Origin of the sequence: Minwuia sp., from assembly GCF_048263705.1 — a bacterium.
GTDB lineage: Bacteria > Pseudomonadota > Alphaproteobacteria > Minwuiales > Minwuiaceae > Minwuia.
Genome location: NZ_JBLXDV010000015.1, coordinates 1 through 26,226, shown reverse-complemented (window position 1 = coordinate 26,226; position 26,226 = coordinate 1). Strand labels below are relative to the sequence as shown.

The 26,226-nt window shown below is 57.5% G+C and carries 24 protein-coding genes, 1 tRNA gene and 1 pseudogene; 16 read left to right on the top strand and 10 right to left on the bottom strand.

The features are described 5' to 3' along the window. Positions 1 to 27: 27 nt before the first annotated feature. Positions 28 to 690 (bottom strand): hypothetical protein, encoded by a 663-nt coding sequence (locus ACN0X7_RS17680; RefSeq protein WP_417519719.1) that lies wholly within the window; start codon positions 688 to 690, stop codon positions 28 to 30. A gap of 80 nt (positions 691 to 770) precedes the next feature. Then, positions 771 to 1,712, bottom strand: a complete 942-nt coding sequence (locus ACN0X7_RS17675; RefSeq protein WP_417519717.1) for a nucleoside hydrolase — start codon at positions 1,710 to 1,712, stop codon at positions 771 to 773. A 325-nt stretch (positions 1,713 to 2,037) separates the two neighbouring features. Here ACN0X7_RS17675 and ACN0X7_RS17670 point away from each other — a divergent pair, with 325 nt between their 5' ends. Further along, a complete protein-coding gene (locus ACN0X7_RS17670) occupies positions 2,038 to 2,655 on the top strand; it encodes a tyrosine-type recombinase/integrase (protein ID WP_417519715.1) in 618 nt (205 codons plus the stop codon). A gap of 117 nt (positions 2,656 to 2,772) precedes the next feature. On the opposite strand, the gene ACN0X7_RS17665 is transcribed toward ACN0X7_RS17670, so the two are convergent. Next, on the bottom strand, positions 2,773 to 3,153 hold the full coding sequence (locus tag ACN0X7_RS17665) for a DUF3768 domain-containing protein (RefSeq protein WP_417519713.1): 381 nt from the start codon (positions 3,151 to 3,153) through the stop codon (positions 2,773 to 2,775). Between the two features lie 254 nt (positions 3,154 to 3,407). On the opposite strand from ACN0X7_RS17665, the gene ACN0X7_RS17660 reads away from it, so the two are divergent. The 5 genes from ACN0X7_RS17660 to ACN0X7_RS17640 all read left to right on the top strand — a co-directional run bounded on the left by ACN0X7_RS17660 (position 3,408) and on the right by ACN0X7_RS17640 (position 10,450). After that, positions 3,408 to 4,622, top strand: coding sequence for a type IV secretory system conjugative DNA transfer family protein (locus tag ACN0X7_RS17660; protein WP_417519711.1), 1,215 nt, complete (start codon positions 3,408 to 3,410; stop codon positions 4,620 to 4,622). After that, positions 4,619 to 4,765, top strand: coding sequence for a hypothetical protein (locus ACN0X7_RS17655; RefSeq protein ID WP_417519709.1), 147 nt, complete (start codon positions 4,619 to 4,621; stop codon positions 4,763 to 4,765). The genes ACN0X7_RS17660 and ACN0X7_RS17655 overlap by 4 nt, the downstream gene beginning before the upstream one ends. A 19-nt stretch (positions 4,766 to 4,784) precedes the next feature. Further along, positions 4,785 to 6,296 carry a recombinase family protein gene (locus ACN0X7_RS17650; RefSeq protein ID WP_417519707.1) on the top strand — a complete coding sequence of 504 codons (1,512 nt, stop codon included), beginning with the start codon at positions 4,785 to 4,787 and terminating at the stop codon, positions 6,294 to 6,296. A 252-nt stretch (positions 6,297 to 6,548) separates the two neighbouring features. Then, the gene (locus tag ACN0X7_RS17645; protein WP_417519705.1) at positions 6,549 to 8,609 is read left to right on the top strand and encodes an ATP-dependent nuclease; all 2,061 of its coding nucleotides are present in this window, start codon (positions 6,549 to 6,551) and stop codon (positions 8,607 to 8,609) included. 5 nt (positions 8,610 to 8,614) lie between these two features. After that, positions 8,615 to 10,450, top strand: a complete 1,836-nt coding sequence (locus ACN0X7_RS17640; RefSeq protein WP_417519703.1) for a UvrD-helicase domain-containing protein — start codon at positions 8,615 to 8,617, stop codon at positions 10,448 to 10,450. An 865-nt stretch (positions 10,451 to 11,315) separates the two neighbouring features. Here ACN0X7_RS17640 and ACN0X7_RS17635 read toward each other — a convergent pair. Then, positions 11,316 to 12,418 (bottom strand): IS3 family transposase gene (locus ACN0X7_RS17635; protein WP_417519701.1). Its coding sequence is split into 2 segments (ribosomal slippage): positions 11,316 to 12,166 and positions 12,166 to 12,418, totalling 1,104 coding nucleotides; the frame shifts between segments, so codons are not numbered across the junction. Between the two features lie 276 nt (positions 12,419 to 12,694). Between ACN0X7_RS17635 and ACN0X7_RS17630 the strand changes: the two genes are divergently transcribed. Next, positions 12,695 to 13,447 (top strand): inositol monophosphatase family protein, encoded by a 753-nt coding sequence (locus ACN0X7_RS17630; RefSeq protein WP_417519699.1) that lies wholly within the window; start codon positions 12,695 to 12,697, stop codon positions 13,445 to 13,447. 18 nt (positions 13,448 to 13,465) lie between these two features. Here the strand turns inward: ACN0X7_RS17630 and ACN0X7_RS17625 are convergent, their stop codons facing one another. The 4 genes and pseudogenes from ACN0X7_RS17625 to ACN0X7_RS17610 form a co-directional block, all read right to left on the bottom strand. Then, entirely contained in the window at positions 13,466 to 14,221 is a 756-nt protein-coding gene (locus ACN0X7_RS17625; RefSeq protein ID WP_417519697.1) for a phosphoribosyltransferase, read from the bottom strand. A gap of 4 nt (positions 14,222 to 14,225) precedes the next feature. Beyond that, positions 14,226 to 15,389 carry a DegT/DnrJ/EryC1/StrS family aminotransferase gene (locus ACN0X7_RS17620; RefSeq protein ID WP_417519695.1) on the bottom strand — a complete coding sequence of 388 codons (1,164 nt, stop codon included), beginning with the start codon at positions 15,387 to 15,389 and terminating at the stop codon, positions 14,226 to 14,228. Further along, complete coding sequence (locus ACN0X7_RS17615) at positions 15,386 to 16,351, bottom strand: Gfo/Idh/MocA family protein (protein WP_417519693.1); 966 nt, start codon at positions 16,349 to 16,351, stop codon at positions 15,386 to 15,388. The genes ACN0X7_RS17620 and ACN0X7_RS17615 overlap by 4 nt, the downstream gene beginning before the upstream one ends. Before the next feature lie 329 nt (positions 16,352 to 16,680). Then, a pseudogene (locus ACN0X7_RS17610) lies at positions 16,681 to 16,971 on the bottom strand (integrase core domain-containing protein); the annotation flags it as partial. A gap of 137 nt (positions 16,972 to 17,108) precedes the next feature. Between ACN0X7_RS17610 and ACN0X7_RS17605 the strand changes: the two are divergent. Continuing rightward, the gene (locus ACN0X7_RS17605) at positions 17,109 to 18,362 is read left to right on the top strand and encodes an IS110 family transposase (RefSeq protein ID WP_417519691.1); all 1,254 of its coding nucleotides are present in this window, start codon (positions 17,109 to 17,111) and stop codon (positions 18,360 to 18,362) included. Between the two features lie 128 nt (positions 18,363 to 18,490). Here ACN0X7_RS17605 and ACN0X7_RS17600 read toward each other — a convergent pair whose 3' ends face one another. Continuing rightward, positions 18,491 to 18,820, bottom strand: coding sequence for a DDE-type integrase/transposase/recombinase (locus tag ACN0X7_RS17600; RefSeq protein WP_417519808.1), 330 nt, complete (start codon positions 18,818 to 18,820; stop codon positions 18,491 to 18,493). Positions 18,821 to 19,625: 805 nt separating this feature from the next. Further along, a tRNA-Phe gene (locus ACN0X7_RS17595) sits at positions 19,626 to 19,701 on the bottom strand. 156 nt (positions 19,702 to 19,857) lie between these two features. Here ACN0X7_RS17595 and infA point away from each other — a divergent pair. The 8 genes from infA to ACN0X7_RS17555 all read left to right on the top strand — a co-directional run bounded on the left by infA (position 19,858) and on the right by ACN0X7_RS17555 (position 26,152). Beyond that, on the top strand, positions 19,858 to 20,076 hold the full coding sequence (gene infA / locus ACN0X7_RS17590) for a translation initiation factor IF-1 (RefSeq protein ID WP_417519689.1): 219 nt from the start codon (positions 19,858 to 19,860) through the stop codon (positions 20,074 to 20,076). A 21-nt stretch (positions 20,077 to 20,097) separates the two neighbouring features. Next, positions 20,098 to 20,682 (top strand): Maf family nucleotide pyrophosphatase, encoded by a 585-nt coding sequence (locus tag ACN0X7_RS17585; RefSeq protein WP_417519687.1) that lies wholly within the window; start codon positions 20,098 to 20,100, stop codon positions 20,680 to 20,682. Next, on the top strand, positions 20,679 to 22,052 hold the full coding sequence (locus ACN0X7_RS17580; RefSeq protein WP_417519685.1) for a ribonuclease E/G: 1,374 nt from the start codon (positions 20,679 to 20,681) through the stop codon (positions 22,050 to 22,052). Before ACN0X7_RS17585 ends, ACN0X7_RS17580 begins: the two co-directional genes overlap by 4 nt. A gap of 2 nt (positions 22,053 to 22,054) precedes the next feature. After that, positions 22,055 to 22,249, top strand: a complete 195-nt coding sequence (locus ACN0X7_RS17575) for a DNA gyrase inhibitor YacG (protein ID WP_417519684.1) — start codon at positions 22,055 to 22,057, stop codon at positions 22,247 to 22,249. A gap of 73 nt (positions 22,250 to 22,322) precedes the next feature. Further along, positions 22,323 to 23,096 carry an enoyl-CoA hydratase-related protein gene (locus tag ACN0X7_RS17570; protein ID WP_417519683.1) on the top strand — a complete coding sequence of 258 codons (774 nt, stop codon included), beginning with the start codon at positions 22,323 to 22,325 and terminating at the stop codon, positions 23,094 to 23,096. Between the two features lie 10 nt (positions 23,097 to 23,106). Continuing rightward, positions 23,107 to 24,177 carry an acyl-CoA dehydrogenase family protein gene (locus ACN0X7_RS17565; RefSeq protein ID WP_417519806.1) on the top strand — a complete coding sequence of 357 codons (1,071 nt, stop codon included), beginning with the start codon at positions 23,107 to 23,109 and terminating at the stop codon, positions 24,175 to 24,177. Between the two features lie 108 nt (positions 24,178 to 24,285). Beyond that, entirely contained in the window at positions 24,286 to 25,230 is a 945-nt protein-coding gene (locus ACN0X7_RS17560; protein ID WP_417519681.1) for an AAA family ATPase, read from the top strand. Between the two features lie 28 nt (positions 25,231 to 25,258). Continuing rightward, positions 25,259 to 26,152: a DMT family transporter gene (locus ACN0X7_RS17555; protein WP_417519679.1), complete on the top strand. Its 894-nt coding sequence runs from the start codon at positions 25,259 to 25,261 to the stop codon at positions 26,150 to 26,152. The last annotated feature ends 74 nt before the right edge of the window (positions 26,153 to 26,226 follow it).

Sequence of the window (26,226 nt, the reverse complement as noted above, 5' to 3'; positions counted from 1 at the left end):
TTCTGACGATCGCGCAATTCCGGCCCATCAGCCCTCTGCTTTTTTCGGGAACCGCATGCCATCGAGGAAGCGCTGCACCTCGCCCGGTGTGACACCTGGCGTCTGCCACTGGTTGCGACCGAACAGCAGGCTCATTGTCCTGCCCGCGCTGTTGAAGGCGGCAGGTATGATGAGGATCGCAATGCGGTGGCTGGTGTCGCCGCTGGATTGCTGTCTTCCACGCCCGAAGACCGCCTCGACCTGGCGGCCATCGGCAAGGGACATCATCTGGCGGCGCTCCGCCACAAACGAGATGTTGGAACTGAAGTTCGCCGTGGCCGGACGGAAGAAGTAGCGCGCCAGCCAGTCCCGCATCTCGGCCTCGTCCGGTTCGACGTCACGCCAGAACTCGATGCGGATGATTCTGCCGCCGCTGTGGGCCATGGTGCAGGCCCAGCTCCACCGGTAGGCCGGGATGTCGGGTTCGCGGCACGACAGCTGCGTGGCGCCGGGCGGCGGCGTGAAGCTGACCCCGGCATAGTTCTCGAGGACCGCTGGTGCGGCGGGCCCCGTCACGGGCACCTGTTCAGGAGCAGCGTTGCCGCCCGTGGTCTGACAGCCGGCCAGAACAAGGACCGCAGCAAGCGTTGCAGCGATGATGGCGGCGGGAACCGGCACGGCCCTGCCGGTGTTCGAGGTCTCTCTCTTCATGATGTCGTTCCTCTGCTGATCTGTTGTTTGCTGTGTCTCTCATGGACGCGGCAGCTGGCGTGGTCCTGCCGGCAGGGTGTTCAGGACTGGAGCCTGCGTATCCGTTGCTTCAACTGCGGCGCATCCCGTGGCAGGCATCGCCGCAGCGTGGCGCGACCTGTCCCGCGATCCGGCCGCAGGATCAGATCCTGGCCGGCCTCGGCAATAACCGGCTCGAAGCCATAGAGGCCCGGCCAGAGCAGCAGGCCGGCCGCGGTCTGGTCGAAGGCGGGCAGGGTGCCACCGCCGCCCGCGAACCAGAGGATCAGCGCCCAGCTCCAGGCACGGTCGCGCAGCCGTTCCGGCATGCCGTCCAGATCGTCATAGGTGAGACGAACCCTGTTCCCCGCCGCGAAGGGGACGAGATCAACCGGCACACCGGACGTGAGCACTGCCCGGAAGGCTGCCCGGTCTGTCTCGTAGTTGAGATCGCGGAGTTCGATCCCGGTCGAACCACCACCAAGCCGGAACCGTTCGCCGGGATGGCGTCCCGCGACGGCGACAATCCGGACGATCCGGCTCCCCAGGCGCGGATGGCAGGCCAGCAGCTGGGCGATGTTGGTCAGGGGGCCGAGGGCGAGGATGGTCACTGCGGTCGCGTGCAGGACCGTGGCCAGACCCGCGACCGCAGGGTTCACGCATCCGGCTGCTGGCTGGCCCCGGTGCAGCGGCATGGTCTCGAACTCCGTCACAGCGCTCTGCCAGGTCTCTTCGGCTGATCCGTTGCCATGGGTGGTGGAGATGCCTTCGATCCGGATCCCGCTCGCCAGTATCATGCGAACCGCCAGCACATCGTCGATGTCGGCGGTCTGGTTGGGCCGGGAGACCGGGTCCGTGTCGATCCAGAGTGATGTCCCGGCATGTATGGGCAGAGGCGCAAGTTCTGCCAGACCGGTACGTCGCTCCTGTGTGCCGCAGGCGACGCACAGGCAGCACAGTGCCGCGATGGTGGTGACTGTCGTCAGGCGGATACACCGGTGCATTGCACCCCATGCCGGGACGAGCGAGCCAGATGACCGGTTCTTCACGTGTCCGGTCATCCCCGTCGCTCCCTCGATTGCCGGGTGCAGGACGGGCGCTGTCCCCAGGCCCAGTTTGCACCATTATTGCCAATTCTGTAGGATGAGATGAGGCGGCGCAGTTGAGCCTTGCCACGGGGAATCGGGGTTGCTACGATTCCGCTTCGAGCCGCGCGTTGAGCTGAATTATCACTATAGTTCAACGGGTTGCGCAGAATTGGCAATTCGGTTGCATGCCGCCGGACAGCTCTCTAGGAGAGGGCTTTTGCCAGTCTGATCTCACTCAATCATGATGCACACCGAACCCCGGGCGATGACGTCCGAGATGCGGCTCTACGACCGTCGCAAGCGCCGCCTCTATATCAACGCGGCCGAGCGCGCGCGCTTCATTGCTGCCGCACGGGGGGCCGACCCGCATGTCGGCAGCTTCTGCATGGTGCTGCTGCATACTGGCTGCCGGATATCGGAGGCACTGGAACTGACGCCTGCGTCCCTGCAGCTCCGGGCGCGTGTGATCAGCTTCCGGACACTGAAGAAGCGCCACCGCCACGAGATGCGGGAGGTGCCGATCCCGGCCGTGCTCGCCGACCTGCTGGCCGCGACGCACGGGATCGGAGGAGCCGGGACCCCGTCGGGCGAGCCGCTGTGGCGGCATCGGGGCCGGGCGCTCAACCGCTCCACCGGATACCGCTGGATCAAGGCGGTGATGGCGGAAGCCGGGATCGAGGGCGCGCAGGCCTCGCCCAAGGGCCTGCGGCACGGCTATGGCGTGCATGCCATCCGCCGGAGCGTACCGCTCAACATGCTCTCCAAGTGGATGGGTCATGCGGCCCTGTCGACGACCGCGATCTATACCAATGCCAGCGGACGCGAGGAGCAGGAGATCGCCGAGCGGATGTGGGACTGAGCGAGCCAGGCGAACGGGCAGGTCCGTGGACAGGTCCGGCCATTGCCGGACAGGAAAAAGCCACCCGCCGGAGACCGGCAAGGTGGCTTGTAGGGATAGGAACTGGAACAGAACGCTTTAATACTCGCTTGCGAGCAGGATGGTGAGCACACGGGTGGTGACCGTCTCGTCGGCCGGGTCCTCAGATCCGGTGTCGAGGGTCAGGCCGTAGTGATCGATCTTCCAGAAGATCGTCTCTCCGGCATGATCGAACGATCCGAAGTCATGTTCCCCGTAGGGGTCATTGTCTTCGGAGAAGTCATCGAAGGTCCGGACCCGCTTGAGGATCTCGACCCCGGCGGCGATGCCGAGCGCCTGGATCCCCGGTGTGATGAGGATGCGGCCCCTGCCGCTGCCAAGGGTGCGGAACCGGTCGTTCAGGTTCCGGATCCGTGCGGTCCGGTCCGCATCGTCGGTGGTGTCCCCGGTCTCCGGGTTGGCTGGTTCGTGATCTGTCATGATGGCCTCCTTTCGCCCGGAGGCTCCCGACCGGCACAGGGGTCAGGTGCCTCCGGGCGGCGGGAGACCGCCCGGTGGTGCAAGTGAGAATAAAAGAACATGGGAAGTAACCGTCGGGTGTGGCCAATTGAACCGCCGCGCGCCTCCCACAGACATCATCGCATGGAACGCGCTATCCCCAGCCGCGCCGGGGTCAACGCAGCGGAGACTGCGGCACCCCCGGGGACAGGTCGGGGCATGGGATGCTGGAGAGCATGCGTTCTCCAGATCCCTACATCACCCTGGGCGAGGCCCACCAGCGGTCGGGCCGCCGAAGCTTCCGGATGGGGCTCCGCGACCGGCTGATGCATCTCTACATCGTCGGTCAGACCGGGGCCGGCAAATCCAGCCTGATCGCGGATCTGGCGCGGCAGGACGCACAAGCCGGTACCGGCTTCTGCCTGCTCGACCCGCACGGCGATCTCGCATCCGAGCTGACCGGGACGATCGAAGCCCCGCACATCTACTGGGACGTCGCCGATCCGGCCTGTCCCTTCGGCTACAACCCGCTGACCCTTGTGGCCGAGGAACACCGGCCACTGGTGGCCTCCAGCCTGATCGACACATTGAAGAAGCAGTGGATCGACGCCTGGGGCGCCCGCATGGAGCATCTGCTGCGCTACGCCCTGCTGGCCCTGCTCGACCAGCCCGATGCCGATCTGAGGGACATCCTGCCGCTCTTCATCGACAGCACCGCGCGCGAGCGCATGATCACCAACATCACCGACGCCCAGGTCCGCGCGTTCTGGAAGGTCGAGTTCAAGGCGCTCCGCTACAAGGGCTCGACCGACGGTGTTGCGCCGATCGCCAACAAGCTTGGGGCCTTCCTCTCGCATGCCCTGGTTCGCCGTGCGGTCTGCGAACCTGAAACTCCGCTTCGCTTCCGCCGCATCATGGACCAGGGCCAGTGCCTGATCGTCAACCTCGCCACCGGACGGCTGGGGGCCGATACCGCCAATGTGCTGGGCGGTCTGATCCTCTCCGGCTTTGCCCATGCCGGATACAGCCGGGCAACGCTGGCCTTCGCGGACCGCCGTCCCTTCATCGTCTATGCCGACGAGTTCCATGCCTTCTCCAGCAGTGCGCTGGCCGGCATGCTGCCGCAGCTCCGCAAGTACGGTGTCGGTCTCGTGCTGGCGCACCAGTATCTCGATCAGCTGGATCGCTCGCTGCTCGCCGCCATCCTGGGCAATGCCGGCAGCATGATGGTGTTCCGCGTCGGTGCCACCGATGCACCGATGCTCGCCAACCAGCTGGGCGATGTGCATCCCCGCGATCTGATCGGCCTCGCCAACTTCGAATGCTTCGCCCGCGTCATGGTCGACGGTGCCCAGTCAAAACCCTTCTCCGCCTTTACGCGCAGCCGTGCCGGAGTCACCAGAACGGAGACCGCGGCGGGGCTGGGGACAAATGAACATGAGGCACAATGAAGAGCATGAACAAGGACCCCATCGATCCCCGCCTCGAAGCCTATCTCGCGCTCTGCCAGCGTATGTTCGAGCGCCTGCATCGTGACGGCAAATTGCCCTGGAAACAGGAGGACTTCGACGAGGAGGACACAGAGGACAATTAACCGATAACAATCACATCATATGAAAACTTGCTTTGCTTATGTCCGCGTCTCAACGGTGCGGCAAGGAGATGGCGTCTCCCTGGAAGCCCAGAAGGAAGCCATTGGGCACTTCGCGGCACAGAACGAGATCAAGATCTCGAAATGGTTTGAGGAGAAGGAAACCGCTGCCAAACGTGGCCGGCCGGTGTTCACCGATATGCTTCGATTGCTGAAGGCGCGGAAGGCAGACGGGCTTGTCATTCACAAGATCGACCGATCTGCCCGAAACTTCGCCGACTGGGCGAGAATCGGCGACCTGTCTGACGCCGGCATCGACATCCACTTTGCAACCGAAAGTCTTGATTTCCGCTCAAGGGGAGGGCGCCTCACCGCCGACATTCAGGCAGTCATAGCCGCCGACTACATCCGGAATCTGAGGGAAGAGACCCGCAAGGGCATCCGCGGTCGCCTGAAACAGGGCCTCTTTCCCTTCAGTGCGCCGATTGGATACCTCAACCAGGGCAAAGGCAAACCGAAGACCCCGGATCCTGAGCGGGCCCCGTTTGTGCGAGAGGCGTTTCAGCTGTATGCGACCGGAGAATACTCACTTCCATCACTCACCGATGAGATGGCGCTCCGCGGCCTCAGGAACGGCGGCGGCAAGCCAGTCTCGCGTCACTGTATTGAAAGGATGCTCGACAATCCCTTCTATCATGGCATCTGCCTGTTGCGTGATACAGGGGAGGCGTTTCAGGGCATCCATGAACCGCTGATATCGACTGCATTGTTCGAACAGGTTCAACTCGTCCGGTCGAACCGAACGAAGAAGAAAGTCACAAAGCACAATCATCGCTTTCGCGGGCTATTTGAATGCGCGATTTGCAGGACATCTATGGTGCCGGAATTGCAGAAGGCTCACGTCTACTATCGCTGCCACACGAAAGGATGCCCGACGCCCATTATGCGCGAAGACCGGTTGGAAGAGGCAGCTCATTCCGAACTGGCGAGACTGACACCGAGCAGCTCATCCATCGGCAAGTTGCTTGCCGGCCTGGAGGAGGTTCGAAAGGACAATCACTACGTACAGCGCGTGAGCGGTTTCGACATGCAGATACAGCGGGTTGACGAGAGGCACCAACGGCTCACCGACGCCCTCATCGACGAATTGATCGACAAGCCCGACTACGAAGCACGGAAGCTTGCGCTCATGAATGAGCGTAGCCGCCTGCAATATGCGCGATCCTGCGTCCTTGCAGGCGATGAGGTTCTCGATCGCATTGAGGAGGCGATCCGCACGGCAGGAAGCCTGGCGACGACCTTCACACATGCGAACCAACAGGAGCAGCGTGAGCTTCTCAGAATCGCATTCTCGAACCTTTTAGTGGCCGACAAAAAGCTAGAGTTAGAGCCGTCAGAATGGCTTTCTGAGGTCTCTGATGCTGTTTCCTGCACCAGTGGTGACCCACTTCGGGAGACAAATCGAACTTTGAGAGAAAATATTGAGAGATTGGCGAAGTGTATGTCGATGAATGATGTGCGTTTGTTCATGTAGGCATTGTGACATAGATGAAGTTGTTCACATGTGACAATTCAAAAAAAAGATCCGAATACATAGCTACCTTGCTTAGTTTTGCTTTGTATAATTCATTTGATCTTTTCAAAAATATTCTAATCTTTGAATTATTTACATTTGATTGCCGAGTTGGAAGCGAGAATTTGACAGTTAAGTAAAGACTGACAAAGTCAGACTCCTATCGTATCATCTAAGCTAAGCCCGATCACTATTTTATCCGGACAGGATTCTATGCAAATCGACCGAATCAACATTAGGAACTTCCGTCGCCTGGAAAGCGCAAGCTCTGCTATCGAAGAGCGAGAGACCGTTTTTGTTGGTCCCAACAACAGCGGCAAAACCTCGGCGACAGCAGTATTTCGGTGCTTCTTGGGGCAACGTAAGTTTCGAATATACGATTTCTCAGTTTCAAAGATTGAGGACATCGACGCCTTTGGCGAAGACGGAGACGCTGAAAAGCTACCTGTCATTGAACTCGATATTTGGTTTCGGATCGATCCAGAAACGATCGAATTTGGACGCGCATTTACGTTGCTTCCCAATCTCTCCGAAGATTTTGAACGGTTAGGAATTCGACTGAGCTTTGGCGCTACTGATCCCAATAAACTGCGTGACGCGTATCTAGGCACCTACCCGGTTCAAGGGGATGAACCACCTGCGAAGTCGCTGTCACATTATCTGACCCTAGATTCAAACTTGGCCAGATTCTTCGAGGTTTCCTACTCTTCACTTGAGGAGTCCGAGGGTGAAGTCAAGGCAGCCGGTCTCGACCAAAGTGAGGGTAAGAGCCTCCTCCAGAGCCTAATTCGGATCGACTTCGTTGATGCTCAGCGCAATATCGATGACGAAGAGGGACATCGCGCCAATAAGCTCTCGAGTGCATTCGCTGGTTTCTACAAGAACAATTTGGATCAACCGGAGATTGCAGCCGAGGCACAACAGGTCATTGACGAAAACAACGAACGCCTGACAGAGCACTATGCGGTTCAATTTGACCCATTGATGGTGGTCATACGAGGCCTCGGTGTTCCTTCGGTCAATGACCGTGACCTCAAAATTGTCTCAACACTCAACCCGGAAACTGCCCTTCGTGGAAGTACTGATCTACTCTATGTTGACGCTGCACGTAATCACGAGCTTCCCGAACTTTACAATGGGCTTGGTTTCAAGAACCTCATCTACATGGCCATTCAAGCCAAACACTTCCATGCCCAATGGCTCAAGACTCCCGCCAATCGACCGCTTTGCCATGTGATCTTCATCGAGGAGCCTGAAGTCCATCTTCACGCTCAAGTCCAACAGACATTCATTAGAAAGATCTGGGAGGTCCTGGAATCATCGGCGGCCGCCGAGGGGGAGGAGGGTCTGGTCCCGCAGCTTGTGGTGACCACCCACTCTTCGCATATTTTGGACGCCACCGAGTTCGAGAAGGTGCGGTACTTTCGTCGCTGCGCGCTGGCGGACGACGACGAGAACGCTGAGATTCTGAACGCGACAGAAATTCACAGCCTTAGAGATTTTCAGCCCACGGCAGTCGAAGTTGAAGGCCAAGCCGCCACTGAACAAGAGGCATTGGAATTCCTTCAGCGTTATTTGCGGCTGACACATTGCGATCTATTTTTTGCTGACGCTGCCATTCTCGTCGAAGGTGCGGCAGAAAAGCTGCTCTTGCCGAGGATGATCGGTGAGTCTGCCAGTAGGCTTGGAGCATCCTATTTGACTATTTTGGAGATTGGCGGCGCCTATGCCCATCGCTTCGACGAGTTGCTTACATTCCTAAAGATCCCGTACTTGGTCATCACCGATTTGGATTCTGTTGAGCCCGACGGACAGCATCCCGCATGTCGTGCAGACGAGGATGGAGCCTTAACGTCCAATGCGTCGCTAAAGCAATTGCTTGGTGTCAACTCAGTGGCCGAACTCATCGAGCTTTCAGCGGACCAGAAGACCGAAGAGGAAAAGGGCCGCTTCATTAGTTTTCAGCAAGACGTCCTGGTAGAGGAAGACGCCAAGAGTCTCTCCATGCGTCCTCGAACGCTAGAAGAAGCCATCGCCTATCAGAATTTTGATCTCTTACGAAATGGCGACCTAAACATAGGTAAAGAAATTCCAGATGAATTGGGAGAGGCTTTCGACACAATCTACAATCAGATTAAGTCGAGCAACTTCAAGAAGACCGACTTTGCAATGAGCTTGCTTGCCACGAACGCTGCTTGGCAAACGCCAGCTTATATCGCTGAGGGATTAAGGTGGCTTGAAGTTTGCCTACATGGTCCTGAGGGCGAAGCGTAACTGATATGTCTGATCGTATTCCAACAGAAGCAGATCAAAAAGTCGCTGCTTGCCTTGCGGAGGCGCGTAGTTTTGCTCTGATTGCGGGCGCGGGTTCCGGAAAGACGACATCGCTGGTCGATGCTTTGGCGATCATCCGGGAAGAGCATGGCGCCGAGTTGCACAAACATGGCCAACGCATTGCCTGTATCACTTATACGAATCGAGCGGTCGAGGTTATTCGAAGCCGCCTCGGATTTGACGAGCTTTACAACGTCACCACGCTGCATAGCTTCTTATGGGGAGAGATCCATCGCTTCCAGCGTGATATCCGTGAAGCTTTGCAAATCGATCGCATCCCCGCTCAGATCGCCAATGCAAAAGACAAGGATAATGGTGGAGCCTCTCAAACCGCTATCAGAGCAAGAGAGAGAGCCGCGCGTCTTGAAGGGGAGCTTAAATGCATCGGAGATGTCTCGAAGTTTTCCTACGAAGATGCTTCCTTCAGCGATTATGCCATCGGCCAACTAAGTCACGACGACATTATCGAGATTTCTGGCTATTTGCTGGCAGAGAGAGCCAACTTTCGCCGTCTTCTGGGAGCAAGGTATCCATATATCTTCGTTGATGAGGCCCAGGATACGTTCTTGCCAATTGTCTTAGGTTTGAACCTAGCCTGTGCGGACGTCGGTCTCCCAATAGTTGGCTACTTTGGCGACCCGTGGCAACAAATTTACGAGGGTCGTGCTGGCGAGTTTGAGCCGCCTGAAGGTGGTCAAACAATTACGAAGGTAGAGAATTTTCGCTCGGCGCCCGAAGTGATCAATTTTCTGAATGCCTTCCGCAAAGACGTCAAACAGGTTCCCGCTGGCATCAACAAGGACGTCCAAGGCAGTGTGCTAATTCGTCTTGTAGAGGCAGAAAAGCCGGAAGGACGTCGGAACCGATACACGGACGCCCAATTGAAAAATGCCCTCACTTCATTTGATAAGGCGATGGAGGCTTGGGGGTGGAAGGATCGGGATGATGTCATTCAACTCTTCTTGGTAAGGCAGATGATTGCACGGCGCCTGGGCTTTCAAGCGTTGAACCAATTATTCACTGGCGAATTTGCTTCTCAGCGAGCTCAAGACGACTACGAGTCTGGCGAGCATTATTTGTTGAAGCCTTTCGTGCGGGTGATATGTCCTCTGATACATGCATATCGAGCGGACGATCAGAGGACAGTGATAGATATCTTGCGATCCAGCAGTCCCTTCTACAACACGGGCGGACGCAACGCTTCCCGGACTCTAAAGGAAATGGTCAGGCACTCGAAAGAGCACATAGAAGAGCTAACCAAGCGATGGAATGATGGAACGGTGAAGGATGTCCTGATCTGTTGTAGAAACAATGAGCTGGTGAAGTTCTCTGACCGGATGATCGAACAGTTGGCCCGAGAACCACGCGAACAAGACTATAACGACGAAGAGCATAGCGCAGAAAAGGGAGAGTGGTTGGCTGATGCCCTTTTCGCCATGGGGACCGGCGAACTTCAAAACTATTGCGACTTCATCCAAGAGAACACCCCATATAGCACGCAGCACGGTGCGAAGGGTGAAGAGTTCGCAGACGTTCTAGTTGTGTACGATGATATCGAAGCAGGTTGGAATCTCTACAATTTCACCAAGCTGTTGACGCCCCAAACAGCTGGTGCCCCAACTGACGGTCAACGCGACAGAGGCAGAAAGCTTGCATATGTCAGTTTCTCGCGCGCTCAAGAAAACTTGCGGATACTGCTCTTCACGCCGAATCCAGAAGCTGCCAAGAAAGAGCTGATTGAGAGCGGTCTCTTCGAGGAAGGCCAGATCGAGTTGGCATGATAGTAACTTGCGGACTCTCTGACTGATTGCTCAGTTCACAATCCAGAAGAGCATGCTGCAACGGTTGAGGCGATCGAAGGGATCCGTGGGCCTCAGCATGCACAAAGTGGATCGTGGTGCCCGGAACCTCTTCTATGAAGGAACTGTGGTGTCAAAGGGAGTCGCGTATCCAGGCGTCCATCAGCCCTTAGTGTCACGAGAGCTGTTTGACGAGGTGCAGCGGATCTTCAAGCGCCGGCGACCAGGTCGAAAGTTCCACCACGCCTTTCGGTATCGCCGGCGACTCACCTGCGTTCGCTGCGGTCGATCAATGTGCGGCTCCCTCAAGAAGGGTCGCGTCTATTATCGCTGTGCGCATCAGCACCCTGGAGTGTCGGTGCGAGAAGACCGAATTTCGGTGTTTGATCCCCGATATACGATCCTTCCTGAGCATACCCGTCCCGAGCGTGGCTCGGTTGCAATCTGGACAAAGTTCGAGTCCCCGAAGGGTGTTGACCAACCTCCTCAACGTGTTCCCATCAACGGCTCAGTGGAGCCGTTCCGGAACGCAAAAGTCTCCGAAACGGAGACTTTTGGTTGGTGACCCGCTTCGGGAGACAAATCGAACTTTGAGAGAAAACATTGAGAGGTTGGCAAAGTGTATGTCCATGAATGATGTGTGATTTTGCATGTCAACATTGTGACAGGAATGGCGTTGTACACAGGTAGCCGGGAACAAAAGCAGCCTACAAGAGTGAACCCCATGGAACTTATGCTCTTGTGGGTTTCTAAGATGCTGCATTGCGACGTCTACCCCACGAAGTGGCCCGGTAATAGAAGGAGATCGGCCGTCCAACTGGAGCTCACCCCGTTTCTGGTCCGGTCTTCATGCGACCTTTCGAGTTTCGTTCAGTTGGGCCGCAAATTCGCTTGGCGTCAAGTTCCCTAGCGAAGAATGCGGCCTGGTTTCGTTGTAGTCGGTTCTCCAAGCGTTGATCCGGGCTCGGGCATCGTCCATCGATAAGAACCATGATGCGTTCAGACATTCCTGGCGCAGACGGCTGTTGAAAGCCTCGATGTAGGCATTGTCCGTTGGTTTTCCCGGCCTTGAGAAGTCCAGCTCGACCTTGTTCAAATAGGCCCACTGGTCAAGTAACCGACCAGCGAACTCCGGCCCATTGTCGACTCGAATGCTTCGTGGCTTGCCTCTGATCCGCGCTAATCGATCCAACTCATCAATGACCTGGTAGGCGCGGAAGTTTGTCCTCGCAGTGGTCGCGAGAGCTTCTCTCGTAAAGCAGTCCACGATCGTCAAAATCCGGAAGGGCCTTTCGTCGAACAGGCGATCCGACATGAAGTCCATGGCCCAGACATCGTTCATGCCATCAGCCTCGGATCGACCGGATCGATACCGGCAGGCACGGCGCAGCTTGGGGCTGCGCGTCCTCATCGACAGGCCTTCTTCGCAATATAGTCGGTACAACCGTTTATGGTTCACGTGCCAGCCCTCCCGCTGCAGAAGGATGTGCAGACGGCGATATCCGTATCGCACCCGGCTCTCCGCCAGTTCCTTCAAGCGCATCCGCAGCTCGACTTCTGGATCGCGCCTGGATTGATATCGGTGAGAAGCCCGCCCGAAGCCTATCGCCCTGCAAGCACGGCGCTCCGACACCTCGAACACATCCTGATAGTGCCGGACAACCTCGCGACGTCGGACAGGCTTCACCACTTTTTTCGCAAAGCATCCTGAAGCATGGTCTTGTCCAATGTCAGATCAGCAACCAGTCGCTTCAGTTTGCTATTCTCGTCTTCGAGCTGCTTCAGGCGCCGGATCTCCGACACGCCCATCCCGGCATAGACCTTCCTCCAGCGATAGAACGTCGCCTCCGCAATCCCCATCTTTCGACAGATCTCGCCGACCGTCGTTCCCGCTTCAGCCTGCCTCAAGGCAAAGGCAATCTGCTCATCGCTGAATCGTTTCTTCGGCATCGGTACACTCCTCTGTTGCCAGAAATGTACCCAAAATTTCGCACTCAGTTCAGACCACTTTCAGGGGGCAAGACCACAACCACAGCCGTACGCCAGCCCCGCTACAACCTATCTGGCGCGCCGATGTGCGAGACTATCGAAAAAATCGTGCTCTCCGTTTCCTCGTTGGTCACTTCAAGCCGAAACTCCATCAACCGGCAGATACAACGAGCGACAGCCAAAGACACAATGCCGCTCGACTGGTAATTCTTTGACCTACATGGTAAGATCTAAGAGATGACGGCCGAGAAAGATGTGCAGATATTGAAATATGCTGTCGAATCCGCACAGAAATTCATAGATAATAATTTGCCTTTGGATCAAAATATCGACGAGAAGGTCGAAAAGCTGATCCAGAAAATACTAATTCAGCGATCTCCATACAACATAGTTGGCGAAGAGTGCGGTGAAATTAGCAAAGGATCTGCGTTAACGTGGGTCATAGATCCGATTGATGGTACGCGAAATATGCTGAGAGGCATTCCTTTTTCAGCTGTGTCAATCGCCTTGCTGCACAAAAAGGATGCAATGATTGGATGTGTCGCCAATCTAGCAACAAAAGATGTGTATTTTGCACGAAGAGGCTTTGGTAGTTGGTTGAATGGCAAGCGAATATCGGTATCAGGCAATACTTTGCTCGGAGAATCTGTTGTATTTCAGTGCCATGGTAAGAGTATGCAAGACAAAATCACATTCTCACGTGTAAATTTTGATCTATGTACTCGAACAACTACCCGAAAAATTGGATCGACCGCGTTGGCGCTTTGCTATGTAGCAGACGGTCGGGCTGACGCTTTCATTTCTTCGGGAGACAGACTGTGGGACTATGCAGCTGGGTTGCTCATAGTGGAAGAAGCTAAAGGAAGGATATCGGATTGGTCCGGTCAGTTATTAGAGGCAGGACGGTCTGATATATTGGCTAGTAATCGTCTCCTACACAGTGAATGCCTCGACATCACAAGCAAGCATCATGGAAACATTCTTCCGTAATCACTTAACCTAATGAATTTATTGTCTCAGCCTATCGGACACTGGCATCATTCTTCTGTGACTTGAATGACTATATACCGAAAAGTCTGGCCGATATTCAGCTGTTGTTAAGGAGAACAGAGTCGCGCTCCTAATTTCTACAGTGCCCTGGCGAATGCTTGCGCTTGATTCATTCAGAAACTCAAGCGCGTCTTTGAGAGTAGAGCCGCTATAAACAACATCATCTACTACTAATATTCGATTTATTGCGTTCTCGGCGATAATTTGATCGAACTGAATCCTATTTATCGCTAGGGCCTGTCCAGAAAAGGCCGAATGGTGATTTGAGGTATGTCGGTTCGGCCAAATCGAAAGGCAGGGAACATGCCCGAGTCTTTTGCTGACAATATCCGCGATTACCAACCCACCACCACAGATTCCGATAACAAGATCAGGTCGAAATCCACTAGAGGCCGTTAGTTGCAGAACCAAGTCTCGAATCCCACTAAAAACATCGTTCCAATCTAGAAATTCCTCCCCTCCTGCGGTTGCATAGGCTTTTGAACTCGACTTGGGATTATGATTGTTGCCAAAAAGCTGTTTCAATATTATTAAAAAAGACATCACAGCGACAAATAATACCGCCAATCCGATGTTCGAGGAGCTGAAATTTTGCCCAAATATTGAAAACTCGGCTGTACCATCAGCCTTGGAAATGAGCAAAAAGCTCGAAACCGCAACAAGTGCAGCCGTTATTATCATGGAAAAGAATATAACTATTCGTCGGTCTTCCATAACATTATCTCATGGTTTCGGTTAGTGTGATTGCAATCGTTTCGGCTACGTCCCTTATTGTTCCCTCATCGCTCAGAAGGATATTATGAGCGAATCTGACGCATTCATTTTCGAATGCGTTTTGACAATTTGGATGCTCGATCTGCAAGTTTTGGTAAACAGTCGACCGATGATGCTTTTGCAAAGGTTGAAAATCGGCAACGTCGCTTAATGGATTGTATGGTGCGGCCGCCTTGAAATTGAGGTTTTTACTCAACTTCAGCCTAAATTCTTGAATCTCAGGATGACCTTTGACCAAAAATGCGAAATTATAGTACGACTGAACGTCAACACACGACGGTTGTGTCTGAGGGATTGCTACACCACCTGTAAATTCAGAAATGCAGTTCGCCAATACGCTTGCGCGTTCTGACATCAAATGCAATCGGTCTTTCAGTTTGCTCAGCTGCCCCAGTGCAACGGCCGCTTGGAATTCGCTAATTTTGTACGTTCCCGGTAGTGACAGCGGCGCTGTAGCTCGATTCGGTTGTATTAGTTGCAAGTATTTTAACTGCTGATAAGTATCTTGGGAGTTAGTAACGATGCATCCGCCTTCGCCACAGGCGAGTACTTTCCGATCATTGAAGCTATAAATCCCGACAGATCCCCAGGTTCCGCAACTCTTTCCACTTTGTATCGAACCAATTGATTGAGCTGAGTCCTCAATTACTACTATGCCAGTTTGTCGAGCATACTGATGAATTTGGTGCATATCACACTGGGACCCAAAAAGATGGGTAGCAAGCACTGCGAACGTCCGATCAGTGTGTGACCCTTCTAGTGTGTACTTGTCGATACATAGCGTGTCTGCGGAAATGTCAACTGTGCGGGGGACGCCTCCTGCCTTCACTATCGCATAAACGACGGATGGCCAAGTGAGTCCTGGGATGATAACTTCTTGTCCCTCTTGTATTCCGGCCGCGATGAGGGCCAAGTATATTGCGGCAGTACCGCTTGGTACTAGGAGGGCAAATTCGGTGCCGATGAAGCTCGCGAAGTTGCGTTCAAATTTTGAACATAGGTCAGTGTGCGACCAATCTGGGCTCGATAGCGCAGTCAGCAGGTTGTCTATTTCTTCTTGGCCAGTTTGATGTGGACCTGGCCAAATATGATTTGTAAAATCTCTCATGGCCTTCCTACTTCGGCACTCTGATGCCCTTTCCGTCCCATTTCTTCGATTGTTTTTATGATCTTTAAGTTACGCATTCCGTCTTGCCAACGTGGAATGTCTGAAGGCAGGCCGTCAACCCAAGATCGGTAGGCGTCAAACAGACCGAGGTACTCGGTCTCTCGATTGCTGGCGAAGCTTTTGACCGATTGGCCTTCGATCCGGATTGCGGTTGCGTGGTCTCTGTGGTCAGATTTCTGCCATGCAATTTCCGATGTACCTTGCAGGTAGGTGATCTTTTGGAGGCTAGTTTCGCTTGCCCAACCAAGCCTTATTTCTCCTACGGATCCGTCGGAAAAATTTAGTTTTGCTGCGACGTAAGCATCTGTTCCGTTGACGGTATGATACTCGGATAGGGTGACTGTGAAAATCGGGGAGATGCAATACTCAAGTAAATCAAGAACATGGCTGCCCAAATCCATTAGCACGCCGCCGCCGCTTATTTTTGGATCTATTTTCCAGTGTGATTTGCCAGGATGGGGAGCTAGGTATGTGTAATGAATTTGGCAAGGAGCCGATCTGGATCTTTGATGCATTTTCTTTATTTCATTAGCAAGCGGTGAGTATCGTTTCTTGAATGCTACCGCTACGATATCGTTGACATTATTCGCAATGTGTTGGGCTTCATCAATGTCGAGCAAAATTGGCTTTTCGACCAAACAAGGGAGATTGTATTGTACAGATTTTGAGATGAAATTAGAGTGTGATGCAACAGGCGTGGCAATATATACGCATTTGACTATGCGATTTTTAAAAAAAATGTCAGGATCGGGGAAAAAGGTAAATCGACCATTGCTTGCCTCAGGTTCTCCGAGATGGCTAATTGCTACCTTATTGTAGAAATTTAGTGCGGTCCGAGCCATTTGAACGGCGGTTCCAGCGCCGATGACGCCAATGTCAAATTCAGGATGATTTGTTTCCATTGTCTTTAGCGGGCTCACGCGGAATCTGGACGTGACTTTGTCGGAAGAGGTGAAGTGGCCATGGGACGCTCCTTGTTGCGGGAATTCTATCCAAGCACGCTTGAGGTTAATAGTGGAAAGCAAGCGGGCCGACTGGGGATACGCTGTCCGTCATTCGGCGGATATGCGGGGCGAGGCTTCGGCACAAAGCTTTGGTCGATTGCCTCCAATGTGACTGTCCAATCGTGATGACGTGACCCCCAGCTTTCTTCCAGCCGGGATTAGAGCCAAGCGGGTTTTGCACTGAGCCCATTGTCTGGACCGCCGGAGGTTAGATTTTTCCGGCTTGATCACGGCGACGGGCTGGTTTCGCCGCCGGGATTATGTACGGCGATCGGGACGTTGTATCCGATCGCGCTGTGAGGTCTGACCTCGTTGTAGTTTCTACGCCAATCCTCCAGCTTTTCGCGGGCATCGGCAAGCGTCATGAACCAGTGGGCATTCAGGCATTCGGTTCGGAACTTGCTGTTGAACGCTTCGATGAACCCGTTGTCCGTCGGCTTGCCTGGACGAGAGAAGTCCAGTGTCACGCCGTTCGCATAGGCCCAAAGATCCATTTCCCTGGAGATGAACTCGGTGCCATAGCACGTCGGGAAGAAGCGCTGCCGACAGGTTATGGCCACACGGGTAGCTCTCACACAGTGCAGCGTGTGGCCATAACCGAGTCTCAAGTCTCAACAGTGGATTTTTGTAAACCACATCGCTGAGGAGACCGGCTATGACCGCTAACCATTCCACCGCGACCTTGCTGGTCGCCATCGACATTTCCAAGCACCGCCATGAGGTGCTGATCGGCATCCCGCAAAAGTCGCGCCGTCGCCGCATGCCGATCACGAACACGCTGGAGGACTTCCAGCGCCTGTCTGCAGCCTTGGCCCGTTACGATTTGCCGGTGCGGATCGGGTTCGAGGCAACAGGCAATTATCACCGGACCCTCGCGCACCACCTCGGCCAGCAAGGCTTTGAGCTGAAGCTTGTCTCCTCCGTCGCGCTGGCTCGAACACGTGAGGCCCTGCACAACAGCTGGGACAAGAACGATCCGAAGGACGCCCAGGTCATCCTGCACATGCCGGAGATCGGTGCTGTGCAATTCTTTCACGACCCGATGTTCACTGGCACCGCTGACATCCAGGAACTGTCGAAGACCCACGAGATCGTCTCGCGCTCAAAGACCGAACTCTGGCGCCGCATCCTGACGCATTACCTTCCGCTGTATTTTCCCGAGGCGGAGCGATTCCACCGGAGTTCACGGACGGACTGGTTCCTGGCCTTCCTGGAGAAGTATCCGACGCCACATATGATCACGGCAATGGACCCCGATGCCTTCATTGCTGATGCTTGGCAAGTCGTTGGCCGCAAGGTATCCAAACAGCGCCTGCTTTCAGATATTTACGCTACTGCGGTAGGGTCAGTGGGGCTGCCGGTCCACCCGGATTCCCACGCTGTTGGCATGTTCCGCCTCGTTCTCGCAGAGGGGCGCAGCCTGATCCGCCAGCGCAACGAGATCGAGGCCCGGGCCATTGAGCTTCTGTCGGATCTGCCCGACTACCAATTGCTCACGACCATCCCGGGCATAGGTCCAATCAACGCCATGACGATACTCGCAGAGGCTGGTGACCTGCGCCGCTTTCGCCACCACCGGCAGTTCCTGAAGTTCTGCGGCATGGATCTGGCCACCGTCCAGTCCGGCATGTTCCGCGGTCAGAGCCGGATATCGAAGTACGGCAATGCCCGGCTCCGGCGCACGCTCTGGATGGCTGGCCAGACCGCAGTTCTCAAGCGCACGAACAGCTTCCGGGACAAGTTCGAACGCTACATCTCGAAGGATCGACACAATGCTCATCTGCGCCGGAAGGCTTACACCGCGATCGCGGCCAAGATGGCATGCACCGTACATGCCGTGGTCAAGCACGGCGAACCCTATCGCCCCTTCTTCGAGGGGGTGAGCCCAGGCGGAAGGACCTCTCTCTGACATGAGCCGTGGAGGCAGTTTCCTGACCTCGTAGATAATGTTCGGGCCTTCTGCTTGGGATTTGGGATCTCGTATTAAGGACGGTGAGGGCCGCCGCAGCGCGTACCCTGTGTTTGCTATGGAAGAGATCATTTCTTGACGGCAGAACCCGTCTGGGCAAACCTTTCAAGGTGTCCGGGTAGCCGGACACCGCATGACCTGCTGACCCAAGCAGACAGATTTTCCCGACATAGGACGTTGTCACTGACGATCGTTGTGGGCCGTGAGCGGCTCCAGATGAGCTGATCCAGCTCCCGGGCGACACGGACCCCGGAGAGCGAGCTGTCGGCCATCAATTCTTTGCATTCACCCGTGCGGTCATCGACGATCGTGAGAATGCGGAAGCGTCTACCATCGGAGATCGAATCCCACACGAAGTCCAGACTCCACCGCTGATCCGGTCTGCTGGGCGCGGACAGCGGCGCTCGCGTTCCAAAGGCCCGCTAGCGGCCACAACGCCAGAGGCACCTGCTGCTTCTCCTCACGATACAGGCGGCGAAGCTTCTCTGATTCATCATCATGCCATAACGTTCAATAAGCAGCCTCGGCCGCCCATAGCCAAAGCGGCGGCGATCTCCTGATAGTTCCCGAAGGTGCCTGCGCGCAGATGCATCATCTGGTCGGCGGGACCGATAGCGGATGCCGGAGCGATCTAAGATCGGAGTAGAAATCGGGTCTCAGGTCAATCGCTCTTGGGCGCGAGCATGTTCGAAGCACCAGCTTGTTGCTCAGGATGATCCCAAGAATGCCAGGTCGCTTCTTCTTTGTTGCTAGAGAATGTGTCTGGAAGTTCGGGCACAGTCGTTCCGAACCTGACCGCTGTTTGGCACTTCTCAATACTCTGTCTTGCGAATGCCAACCTGATTGATCGCGCTTTGGTCCTGGAAGGTGCTGCTGTGTTTGAGATCATCGTCGGTGGACGCTCCAACAGATCAGTGTCTTCCATCTGTGGGTCTCGCCAAGCACTCCAACCCGAACGGCTGTTATGGGATCCGCCGCAATTGGCGGGCAGCCATTAGAACAGCAGGTCCAAATCTGATTGATCAGATTCCACCCAACCACCGCACGGACGGCGGCAAGCCAATGTCGTTCGCACGTTCCCAGGGGGGATTAGAAACCAACTAGATCGAACCATATTCCGTAATTCTCTGGCGAATGTTACCTGTCGTGTTACCTATGAAGTTTTGCTGCCGGCGACTTCGAAGCATAACCATTTGAAAAGAATGGTGCCCAGGGGCGGACTCGAACCACCGACACGCGGATTTTCAGTCCACTGCTCTACCAGCTGAGCTACCTGGGCACACGACCGTTGGCATGGATTTCTGCCGGTCAGGCCGAGCGTATAGCCGAGCCTGTTTTACCTTGCAAGGGTCTGTTGCGCGCCTGAAGGCTTGATTAAGCGTGCGCTATTCATCATGTTGCGCACCAATCCTGATGAATTGGAAAACGGTACCCTATGGCGAAAGAGGAATTGCTCGAATTCGAAGGCCGCGTGGTTGAATTGCTGCCCAACGCGATGTTCCGGGTCGAGCTGGAAAACGAACACGAGGTCCTGGCGCATACGTCGGGCAAGATGCGCAAGAATCGCATCCGCGTTCTGGCCGGCGACAAGGTCATGGTGGAAATGACACCCTACGACCTGACCAAGGGCCGCATCACCTATCGTTTCAAGTAGCCGCCGGGATCGGAGGCCGCGGTGCCGCGCCTCATCCTAGCGTCCGCATCGCCGCCCCGCCGTGATCTGCTCGCGCAGATCGGCATCGTCGCGGATGCGATCATACCCGCCGATATTGACGAGAGTCCGCTGGACGGCGAACAGCCCCATCAACTGGCCCTGAGACTGGCTGCGGAGAAGGCTGCGGCCATCGCGCCGGATCATCGGGATGCCTTCGTGCTGGCCGCCGATACGGTGGTCGGTTGTGGCCGACGCATCCTCCCCAAGACCGGGACCGAAACCGAGGCGCGCCAGTGCCTCGATCTTCTGTCCGGCCGCCGGCATCGTGTGTCGACCGGCATCGCGCTGGCGGTTCCCGGCAAGTCCATTCTCAGTCGAAGGATCACCACCATCGTCACGTTCAAGCGGCTGTCGGTCGAGGAAACGGCTGCCTACCTGGCCTCCGGCGAGTGGGCGGGCAAGGCGGGCGGCTATGCCATTCAGGGCATGGCCGACGCTTTCGTGAAGGACATCAGCGGTTCCTATTCCAATGTCGTCGGCCTGCCGCTGCACGATGTCGCCGCGCTGCTGGGCGGCAATGGTTTTCCGGTCTGGGCCCGCCCGTGAACCGCAGCCTTTTCATCGACAGGGGTGTGCTGGAAACACGGGTCGCGGTGATCGAGGACGAACGGATTGTCGAGGTGCACATCGAACGGGACGGCCAGGCTGTCGCCGTACAGGGTGAAATCCGTGCCGCGCGAGTGACGCACGTGTCCAGCGAACTGCAGGCGGCGACAGTCGATGCCGGCGACGGGCTTTCGCTGTTTCTGCGTGCCGCTGATGCCAGGGTGCTGGCCGATGCGGATGCGCCGAAGAAACTGCCGATCAACAGGCTCGTCAAGCGGGGCCAGAACCTGCTGGTTCAGGTCGGACGACCCGCGACGGAGGGAAAGCAGGCGCGCTGCAGCGTGGATATCGTGCTGGGCGGGCGCTATGTCGTGCTGCATCCGATGCGAACGGGCTTCGAGCCGGGCAAGCGACCGGTGGACGAGGCACTGGCTGCCGCAGTGGCGGAACTGGCGGACACGGCACGGATCACGGTGCGCCCGCCCGCCCACCGGGTCGATCCCGAAACGGTCCTGCAGGAAGTCCGTCGCCTGCTGGATGAATGGAACGCCGTCGCCTCGGTTTCGGTGCCGAAACCGGCGCTGCTCCGGCCTGCGCCGGACCTGCTGCATCGCGCCGTGACCCATCTGGCGGGCCCGGACCCCGACAGCATCATGGTGCCCGATCGCGCCACGCAGTCAGAGCTGAAACTACTGGCCCGACAGATGGCGCCGGATCTGGCGGACCGGATCACGCTGACAGGACTGCAGCGTTCGATTGATCTGGATGACGAGATCGAGGGGGCGCTGGCCGTCGAGATCGGCCTGTCGGACAAGGCCGGTCTGTCCATCGAACCGACGCGCGCGATGACCGTGATCGACATCGACGGACAGGGGCAGGGCGTCGATGTGAACCTGACGGCAGTGCCGGAAATCGCGCGGCAGTTGCGGCTGCGCCGGATCGGCGGGCCGGTGGCCATCGACTTCATCAGCATGAGCCGTGCCCCCGAACGCAAGCGTGTCGAGACGGCGTTGAGGCAGGCCGTCCAGCGTGATCCGGAACAGGTCGATATCGGATCGATCGACCGCTTCGGCATATGCACGCTGGTCCGCCGCCGCAGCGGACTTTCGCTGCATGAAGATCTGGCGGAGACCCGGATCGGTGCCGTGACGCTGAAGCCCCGGACCGTTCTGGCGCAGGTTCTGCGCCGGGTCGAAGCCGAACTCGCGCAGATCGGCCCGCTACCGGTGGTGGTCAGCCTGTCCGATGCCTTGAAAGCCGACGCCCCCGATGATCTGCAGGACCGTCTGAACGATCGGCTTGGCCGTCCGCTGAGGATCGCGTTCGTCGAGAGCGCCATTGACGCCTTCTCGATCTCGCGGGAAAAATAGGCATGGCAAGGAAAACCGATCAGGACTGTCCGATCTGCGGCAAGCCCGTCGTCAAGGCGTCGCGGCCGTTTTGTTCGACCCGGTGCGCAAACATCGATCTGGGCAAATGGCTCGGCGGCGACTACACGCTGCCCGGTACCGAGGAAGCCGACCCGGAAGAGATGATCGAGCATCTGCAGGAGCAGACGCGGCACTGACCCGCAGCAACCGCGCTTGCCTTCGCACCGCCCATTGCGCGAACATCCCCGCAGTTATCTTGGGGAGGACATCATGGGCGAATTCGCCATCACCGAACAGGACGGTCACATCCTGACCGTGACCATCAACCGGCCGGAACGCATGAACGCCCTGCACCCGCAGGCCAATGCGGAACTGGGCGCGATCTTCGACATGTTCGAGGCCAATCCAGACCTCTGGATCGCGATCCTGACCGGGGCCGGGGATCGCGCGTTTTCGGCGGGCAACGATCTGGTCTATCAGGCCGAAGGCAATCCGAAATGGTATCCGCCCATGGGATTTGGCGGGTTGACCGGGCGTCATAACCGGACCAAGCCGGTGATCGCTGCCGTCAACGGTGTGGCCATGGGCGGCGGTTTCGAGATCGCGCTGGCCTGCGACCTGATCGTCGCATCCGAGAACGCCCGCTTCGCCCTGCCGGAACCGCGCGTGGGACTGGCGGCGCTGGCCGGTGGGCTGCAGCGCCTGCCGCGCCAGATCGGGCTGAAGAACGCGATGGGCATGATTCTGACGGGGCGGCACGTGCTGGCCGCCGAAGGCAAGGAACTGGGCTTCGTCAATGAAGTCGTGCCGCAGGGCGAGGCCCTGTCGGCCGCTCGCAAATGGGCCGACCTGATGCTGGAGTGTTCGCCGGTTTCCCTGCGCACCTCGCTGGAGGTCGTGCGGGAGAACTTCAATTATCCGAACCTCGAAGACGCCATGACCGCCGATTACCCCTCGGTCGAGGTGCTGCGCCATTCCGAGGACTTCATCGAAGGTCCCAAGGCGTTCGCCGAGAAGCGCAAGCCTGACTGGAAGGGCAAGTGATTTGACCGCGATGCAGGATCTGGTGGGTTTCGCCCGTCAGAAGGTTGCGCCACGAGCCGACGAGTTGATCCGCTCCACCGAGTTCCCGGCAGATCTCTGGGCCGAGATGGGGTCGAACGGCTGGCTCGGCTTTGCGATGGGTACATACGGCGGGATCGACGCGTCGCCGCTGGAGCTGTTCGATACCGCCGCCGCCTTTGCCGAGGCGGCGGAGGTCGTCGGCTTCTGCACGCCCTGGATGACCCACCACATGGTCGCGACCCGGATCGTCGGGCAGCACGCGGATGCGGAACAGGCGGCGCGCTGGATGGGCCGGTTTGCGCGCGGTGACTCGTCGGCCTGCATCGCGATCTCGGAACCGGGCGCGGGCGCGCATCCGAAGCGCCTGACGACCCGTGCCGAGAAGACCGCGACCGGCTGGCGGCTGAACGGCGAGAAGGCCTGGCTGACCAACGGTCCGCTGGCCGATGTCTTCGTGGTGGTCGCGATCACGGACGTTGTCGATGGTCGCAAGACCTTCGGGGCGTTCCTGGTGCCTGAAGATGCGCCGGGATTGAGCCGGACCGAAGGGATTGCCATCGACTACGTGCGGCCTGCCGGGCATTGCGGCCTGAAGCTGGAGAATGTCGATCTGGCCGACGACGCCTATCTGGCGGGTGCAGGCGATGCCGTCGAGACGGTCCTGAAACGGTTCCGCCGGGTCGAGGACACCATCGGGCTGGCGGTCAAGGCCGGAATCGCGAGGGTCCAGCTTCGGCGGCTCGGCGCGTTGTTGTCCTCGGAGCAGGCCGGTGAGCTGGGCGCGCTGGCCGCGGACCGGGACCTCTATCATGCGGCCGCCCGGCAACTGATGGATGACAGCGGGGGCGATCCCGTCTCGACGGAACATGAAGGCCGTCTGCTGGCCCTGCGTTCGCTGGGGCGGCGTTTCCAGGACCGTGTGATGGCACTGCTCGAACCGGTCAACGGACGCGATCCCTTCCTCGATCTCCTCTGTCGGGACATGTCCAAACTGGGCGGTGTCGCCGCCGGTGTCGATCAGGCCAAGCACGTTAAACGGGGCGCGGGGCTGATCGGCTAAGCACTTCTCGACCTTCAGCACCGAAAGATGCTGCCATGCGTCATGGACTCTTCCTTGGCGGAGCCGCGCGGGATAAGACATACCGCACAGTACAGAGGGAGGCATTTCGTGAGCGCAGAATGGCAGTCAAAGCTGGATGATCCGGCAAAGATCGACGCGGCATTCGCCGATCTTGGCTATATCTCAAACGACCGGATCGCGACGGCTGTCTATCTGGCACAGCAACTCCGCAAGCCGATCCTTGTTGAAGGCCCCCCGGGCGTGGGCAAGACCGAACTGGCGCTGGCAACGGCCGAGATGCTGGATATCCCGCTGATCCGGCTGCAGTGCTACGAAGGCCTGGACGAGGCGAAAGCGCTGTACGAATGGAAGTACGGCAAGCAGTTGCTCTACACCCAGGTGCTGAAGGAAAAGCTGGGCGATGTGATGGAGGACGCGCAGTCCCTGCCGCAGGCCATGGCCAAGCTGCACAGCTTCTCGGATATCTTCTTCAGCCACGAGTTTCTTGAACCGCGGCCGCTGCTGAAGGCGCTGCAGGCCGAAAACGGCGCGGTGCTGCTGATCGACGAGATCGACAAGTCGGACTACGAGTTCGAGGCCTACCTGCTGGAGATCCTGTCGGCCTACCAGATCAGCGTGCCGGAGATCGGTGTGGTGTCGGCCAAGGTGCCGCCGATCGTGTTCCTGACGTCGAACAACACGCGCGAGATGGGCGACGCCCTGAAGCGCCGCTGCCTGCATCTCTACATTCCGTTCCCCGACGAGAAGATGGAGCGCCGCATCGTCGCCTCGCGCGTGCCGGAAGCCTCCGAAAGCCTGCGCAAGCAGCTTGTCAGCTTCGTGCACGGCCTGCGTGAGGAAGAGCTGAAGAAGCTGCCCGCCATCAGCGAGACCATCGACTGGGCACGCACGCTGCTGCTGCTGAACGTCAGCGAACTGGATGTCGACGTCGTGCGCCGCACGATCAATGTGCTGCTGAAGTTCCAGGAAGACGTCGAATCAACCGACCGGCAGCTCTACAAGATGGTGCGGGCCGCCAAGGACGCCGTTTGACGCCGACGTCGCCCACGGGACAGGCGAGGTGAAATCCGGCGGCTATCTCGCCTCGCTGGCCATGGTCGTGGTGGTGGGTCTTCTCTGGGGCCTGAACTGGCCCGCGGTGAAGTTCATGCTGACGGAGCTGCCGCCGATCACCATGCGGGCCGTCGCCTTCCCCTGTGCCGGGATGCTGTTGCTGCTGATCGGCCGCGTCCTGGGGCATCGCATGTGGCCCGCCCCGGACGAGCGGCTGAAGCTGTTCCTCGTCGGCATGTTCGTGATCTTCGGGTTCAACATCCTGGTGACGTTCGGGCAGGTGCTGTCCGAAACCTCGACGACCGCGATCATCGCCTTCACCATGCCCGCGATCACTGCCGTGCTGTCCGCCGTCTTTCTGGGCGAGAAGCTGGATCGCCGGATCGTGCTGGCCGTGCTGATCGCGCTGGCGGGGCTGACCGTGCTGGCAAGCGAGGACTTCGGCAGCCTGATCGCGTCGCCGCTGGGCCCGCTGGTGACGCTGGCGGCGGCGACCTGCTGGGCCATCGGCAATGTCATTCAGAAGTCCCGTGTCTGGGCCATCTCGCCCATCGGTATGGCCGCCTGGTTCTTCGGGATCGCGACGGTTCTGAGCTGGCCGCTGGCGCTGGCGCTCGAATCGCCGTGGCAGTTGCCGGTGCCCACGCTGCCGGTCATGGCCACGATGGCGTTCCACGTGCTCGGGCCGATGATCCTCGCCTACATGATGTGGATGCTGCTGCTGGGTCGTCTGCCGGCCACGGTGGCGGCCATCTCCACGCTGCTGACCCCGGTGGTCGGCGTATTGTCGGCGGTGCTGCTGCTCGGTGATGTGCTGACCTGGCAGAAGGCGCTGGCCCTCGCCCTGATCGTCGCGTCGATCCTGCTGACCCTTGTGCGGCCCAGAACACCGGCGCTTTAGAGCGTTCCAATATTAGATTGAAGCGTATCCTGCATTGGTGATGTAGTTGGCGCACTCCTTTGGCGTGATGCTGT

Bases quoted from the DNA above. Each gene is read 5' to 3' on its own strand.
- ACN0X7_RS17650 (WP_417519707.1), top strand. From the start codon at position 4,785: ATGAAAACTTGCTTTGCTTATGTCCGCGTCTCAACGGTGCGGCAAGGA.
- infA (WP_417519689.1), top strand. From the start codon at position 19,858: ATGGCGAAAGAGGAATTGCTCGAATTCGAAGGCCGCGTGGTTGAATTG.
- ACN0X7_RS17645 (WP_417519705.1), top strand. From the start codon at position 6,549: ATGCAAATCGACCGAATCAACATTAGGAACTTCCGTCGCCTGGAAAGC.
- ACN0X7_RS17630 (WP_417519699.1), top strand. From the start codon at position 12,695: ATGACGGCCGAGAAAGATGTGCAGATATTGAAATATGCTGTCGAATCC.
- ACN0X7_RS17680 (WP_417519719.1), bottom strand. From the start codon at position 690: ATGAAGAGAGAGACCTCGAACACCGGCAGGGCCGTGCCGGTTCCCGCC.
- ACN0X7_RS17620 (WP_417519695.1), bottom strand. From the start codon at position 15,389: ATGAGAGATTTTACAAATCATATTTGGCCAGGTCCACATCAAACTGGC.
- ACN0X7_RS17605 (WP_417519691.1), top strand. From the start codon at position 17,109: ATGACCGCTAACCATTCCACCGCGACCTTGCTGGTCGCCATCGACATT.
- ACN0X7_RS17675 (WP_417519717.1), bottom strand. From the start codon at position 1,712: ATGCACCGGTGTATCCGCCTGACGACAGTCACCACCATCGCGGCACTG.
- ACN0X7_RS17625 (WP_417519697.1), bottom strand. From the start codon at position 14,221: ATGGAAGACCGACGAATAGTTATATTCTTTTCCATGATAATAACGGCT.
- ACN0X7_RS17565 (WP_417519806.1), top strand. From the start codon at position 23,107: ATGCAGGATCTGGTGGGTTTCGCCCGTCAGAAGGTTGCGCCACGAGCC.
- ACN0X7_RS17570 (WP_417519683.1), top strand. From the start codon at position 22,323: ATGGGCGAATTCGCCATCACCGAACAGGACGGTCACATCCTGACCGTG.
- ACN0X7_RS17640 (WP_417519703.1), top strand. From the start codon at position 8,615: ATGTCTGATCGTATTCCAACAGAAGCAGATCAAAAAGTCGCTGCTTGC.
- ACN0X7_RS17655 (WP_417519709.1), top strand. From the start codon at position 4,619: ATGAAGAGCATGAACAAGGACCCCATCGATCCCCGCCTCGAAGCCTAT.
- ACN0X7_RS17575 (WP_417519684.1), top strand. From the start codon at position 22,055: ATGGCAAGGAAAACCGATCAGGACTGTCCGATCTGCGGCAAGCCCGTC.
- ACN0X7_RS17660 (WP_417519711.1), top strand. From the start codon at position 3,408: ATGCGTTCTCCAGATCCCTACATCACCCTGGGCGAGGCCCACCAGCGG.
- ACN0X7_RS17665 (WP_417519713.1), bottom strand. From the start codon at position 3,153: ATGACAGATCACGAACCAGCCAACCCGGAGACCGGGGACACCACCGAC.
- ACN0X7_RS17615 (WP_417519693.1), bottom strand. From the start codon at position 16,351: ATGGAAACAAATCATCCTGAATTTGACATTGGCGTCATCGGCGCTGGA.
- ACN0X7_RS17670 (WP_417519715.1), top strand. From the start codon at position 2,038: ATGATGCACACCGAACCCCGGGCGATGACGTCCGAGATGCGGCTCTAC.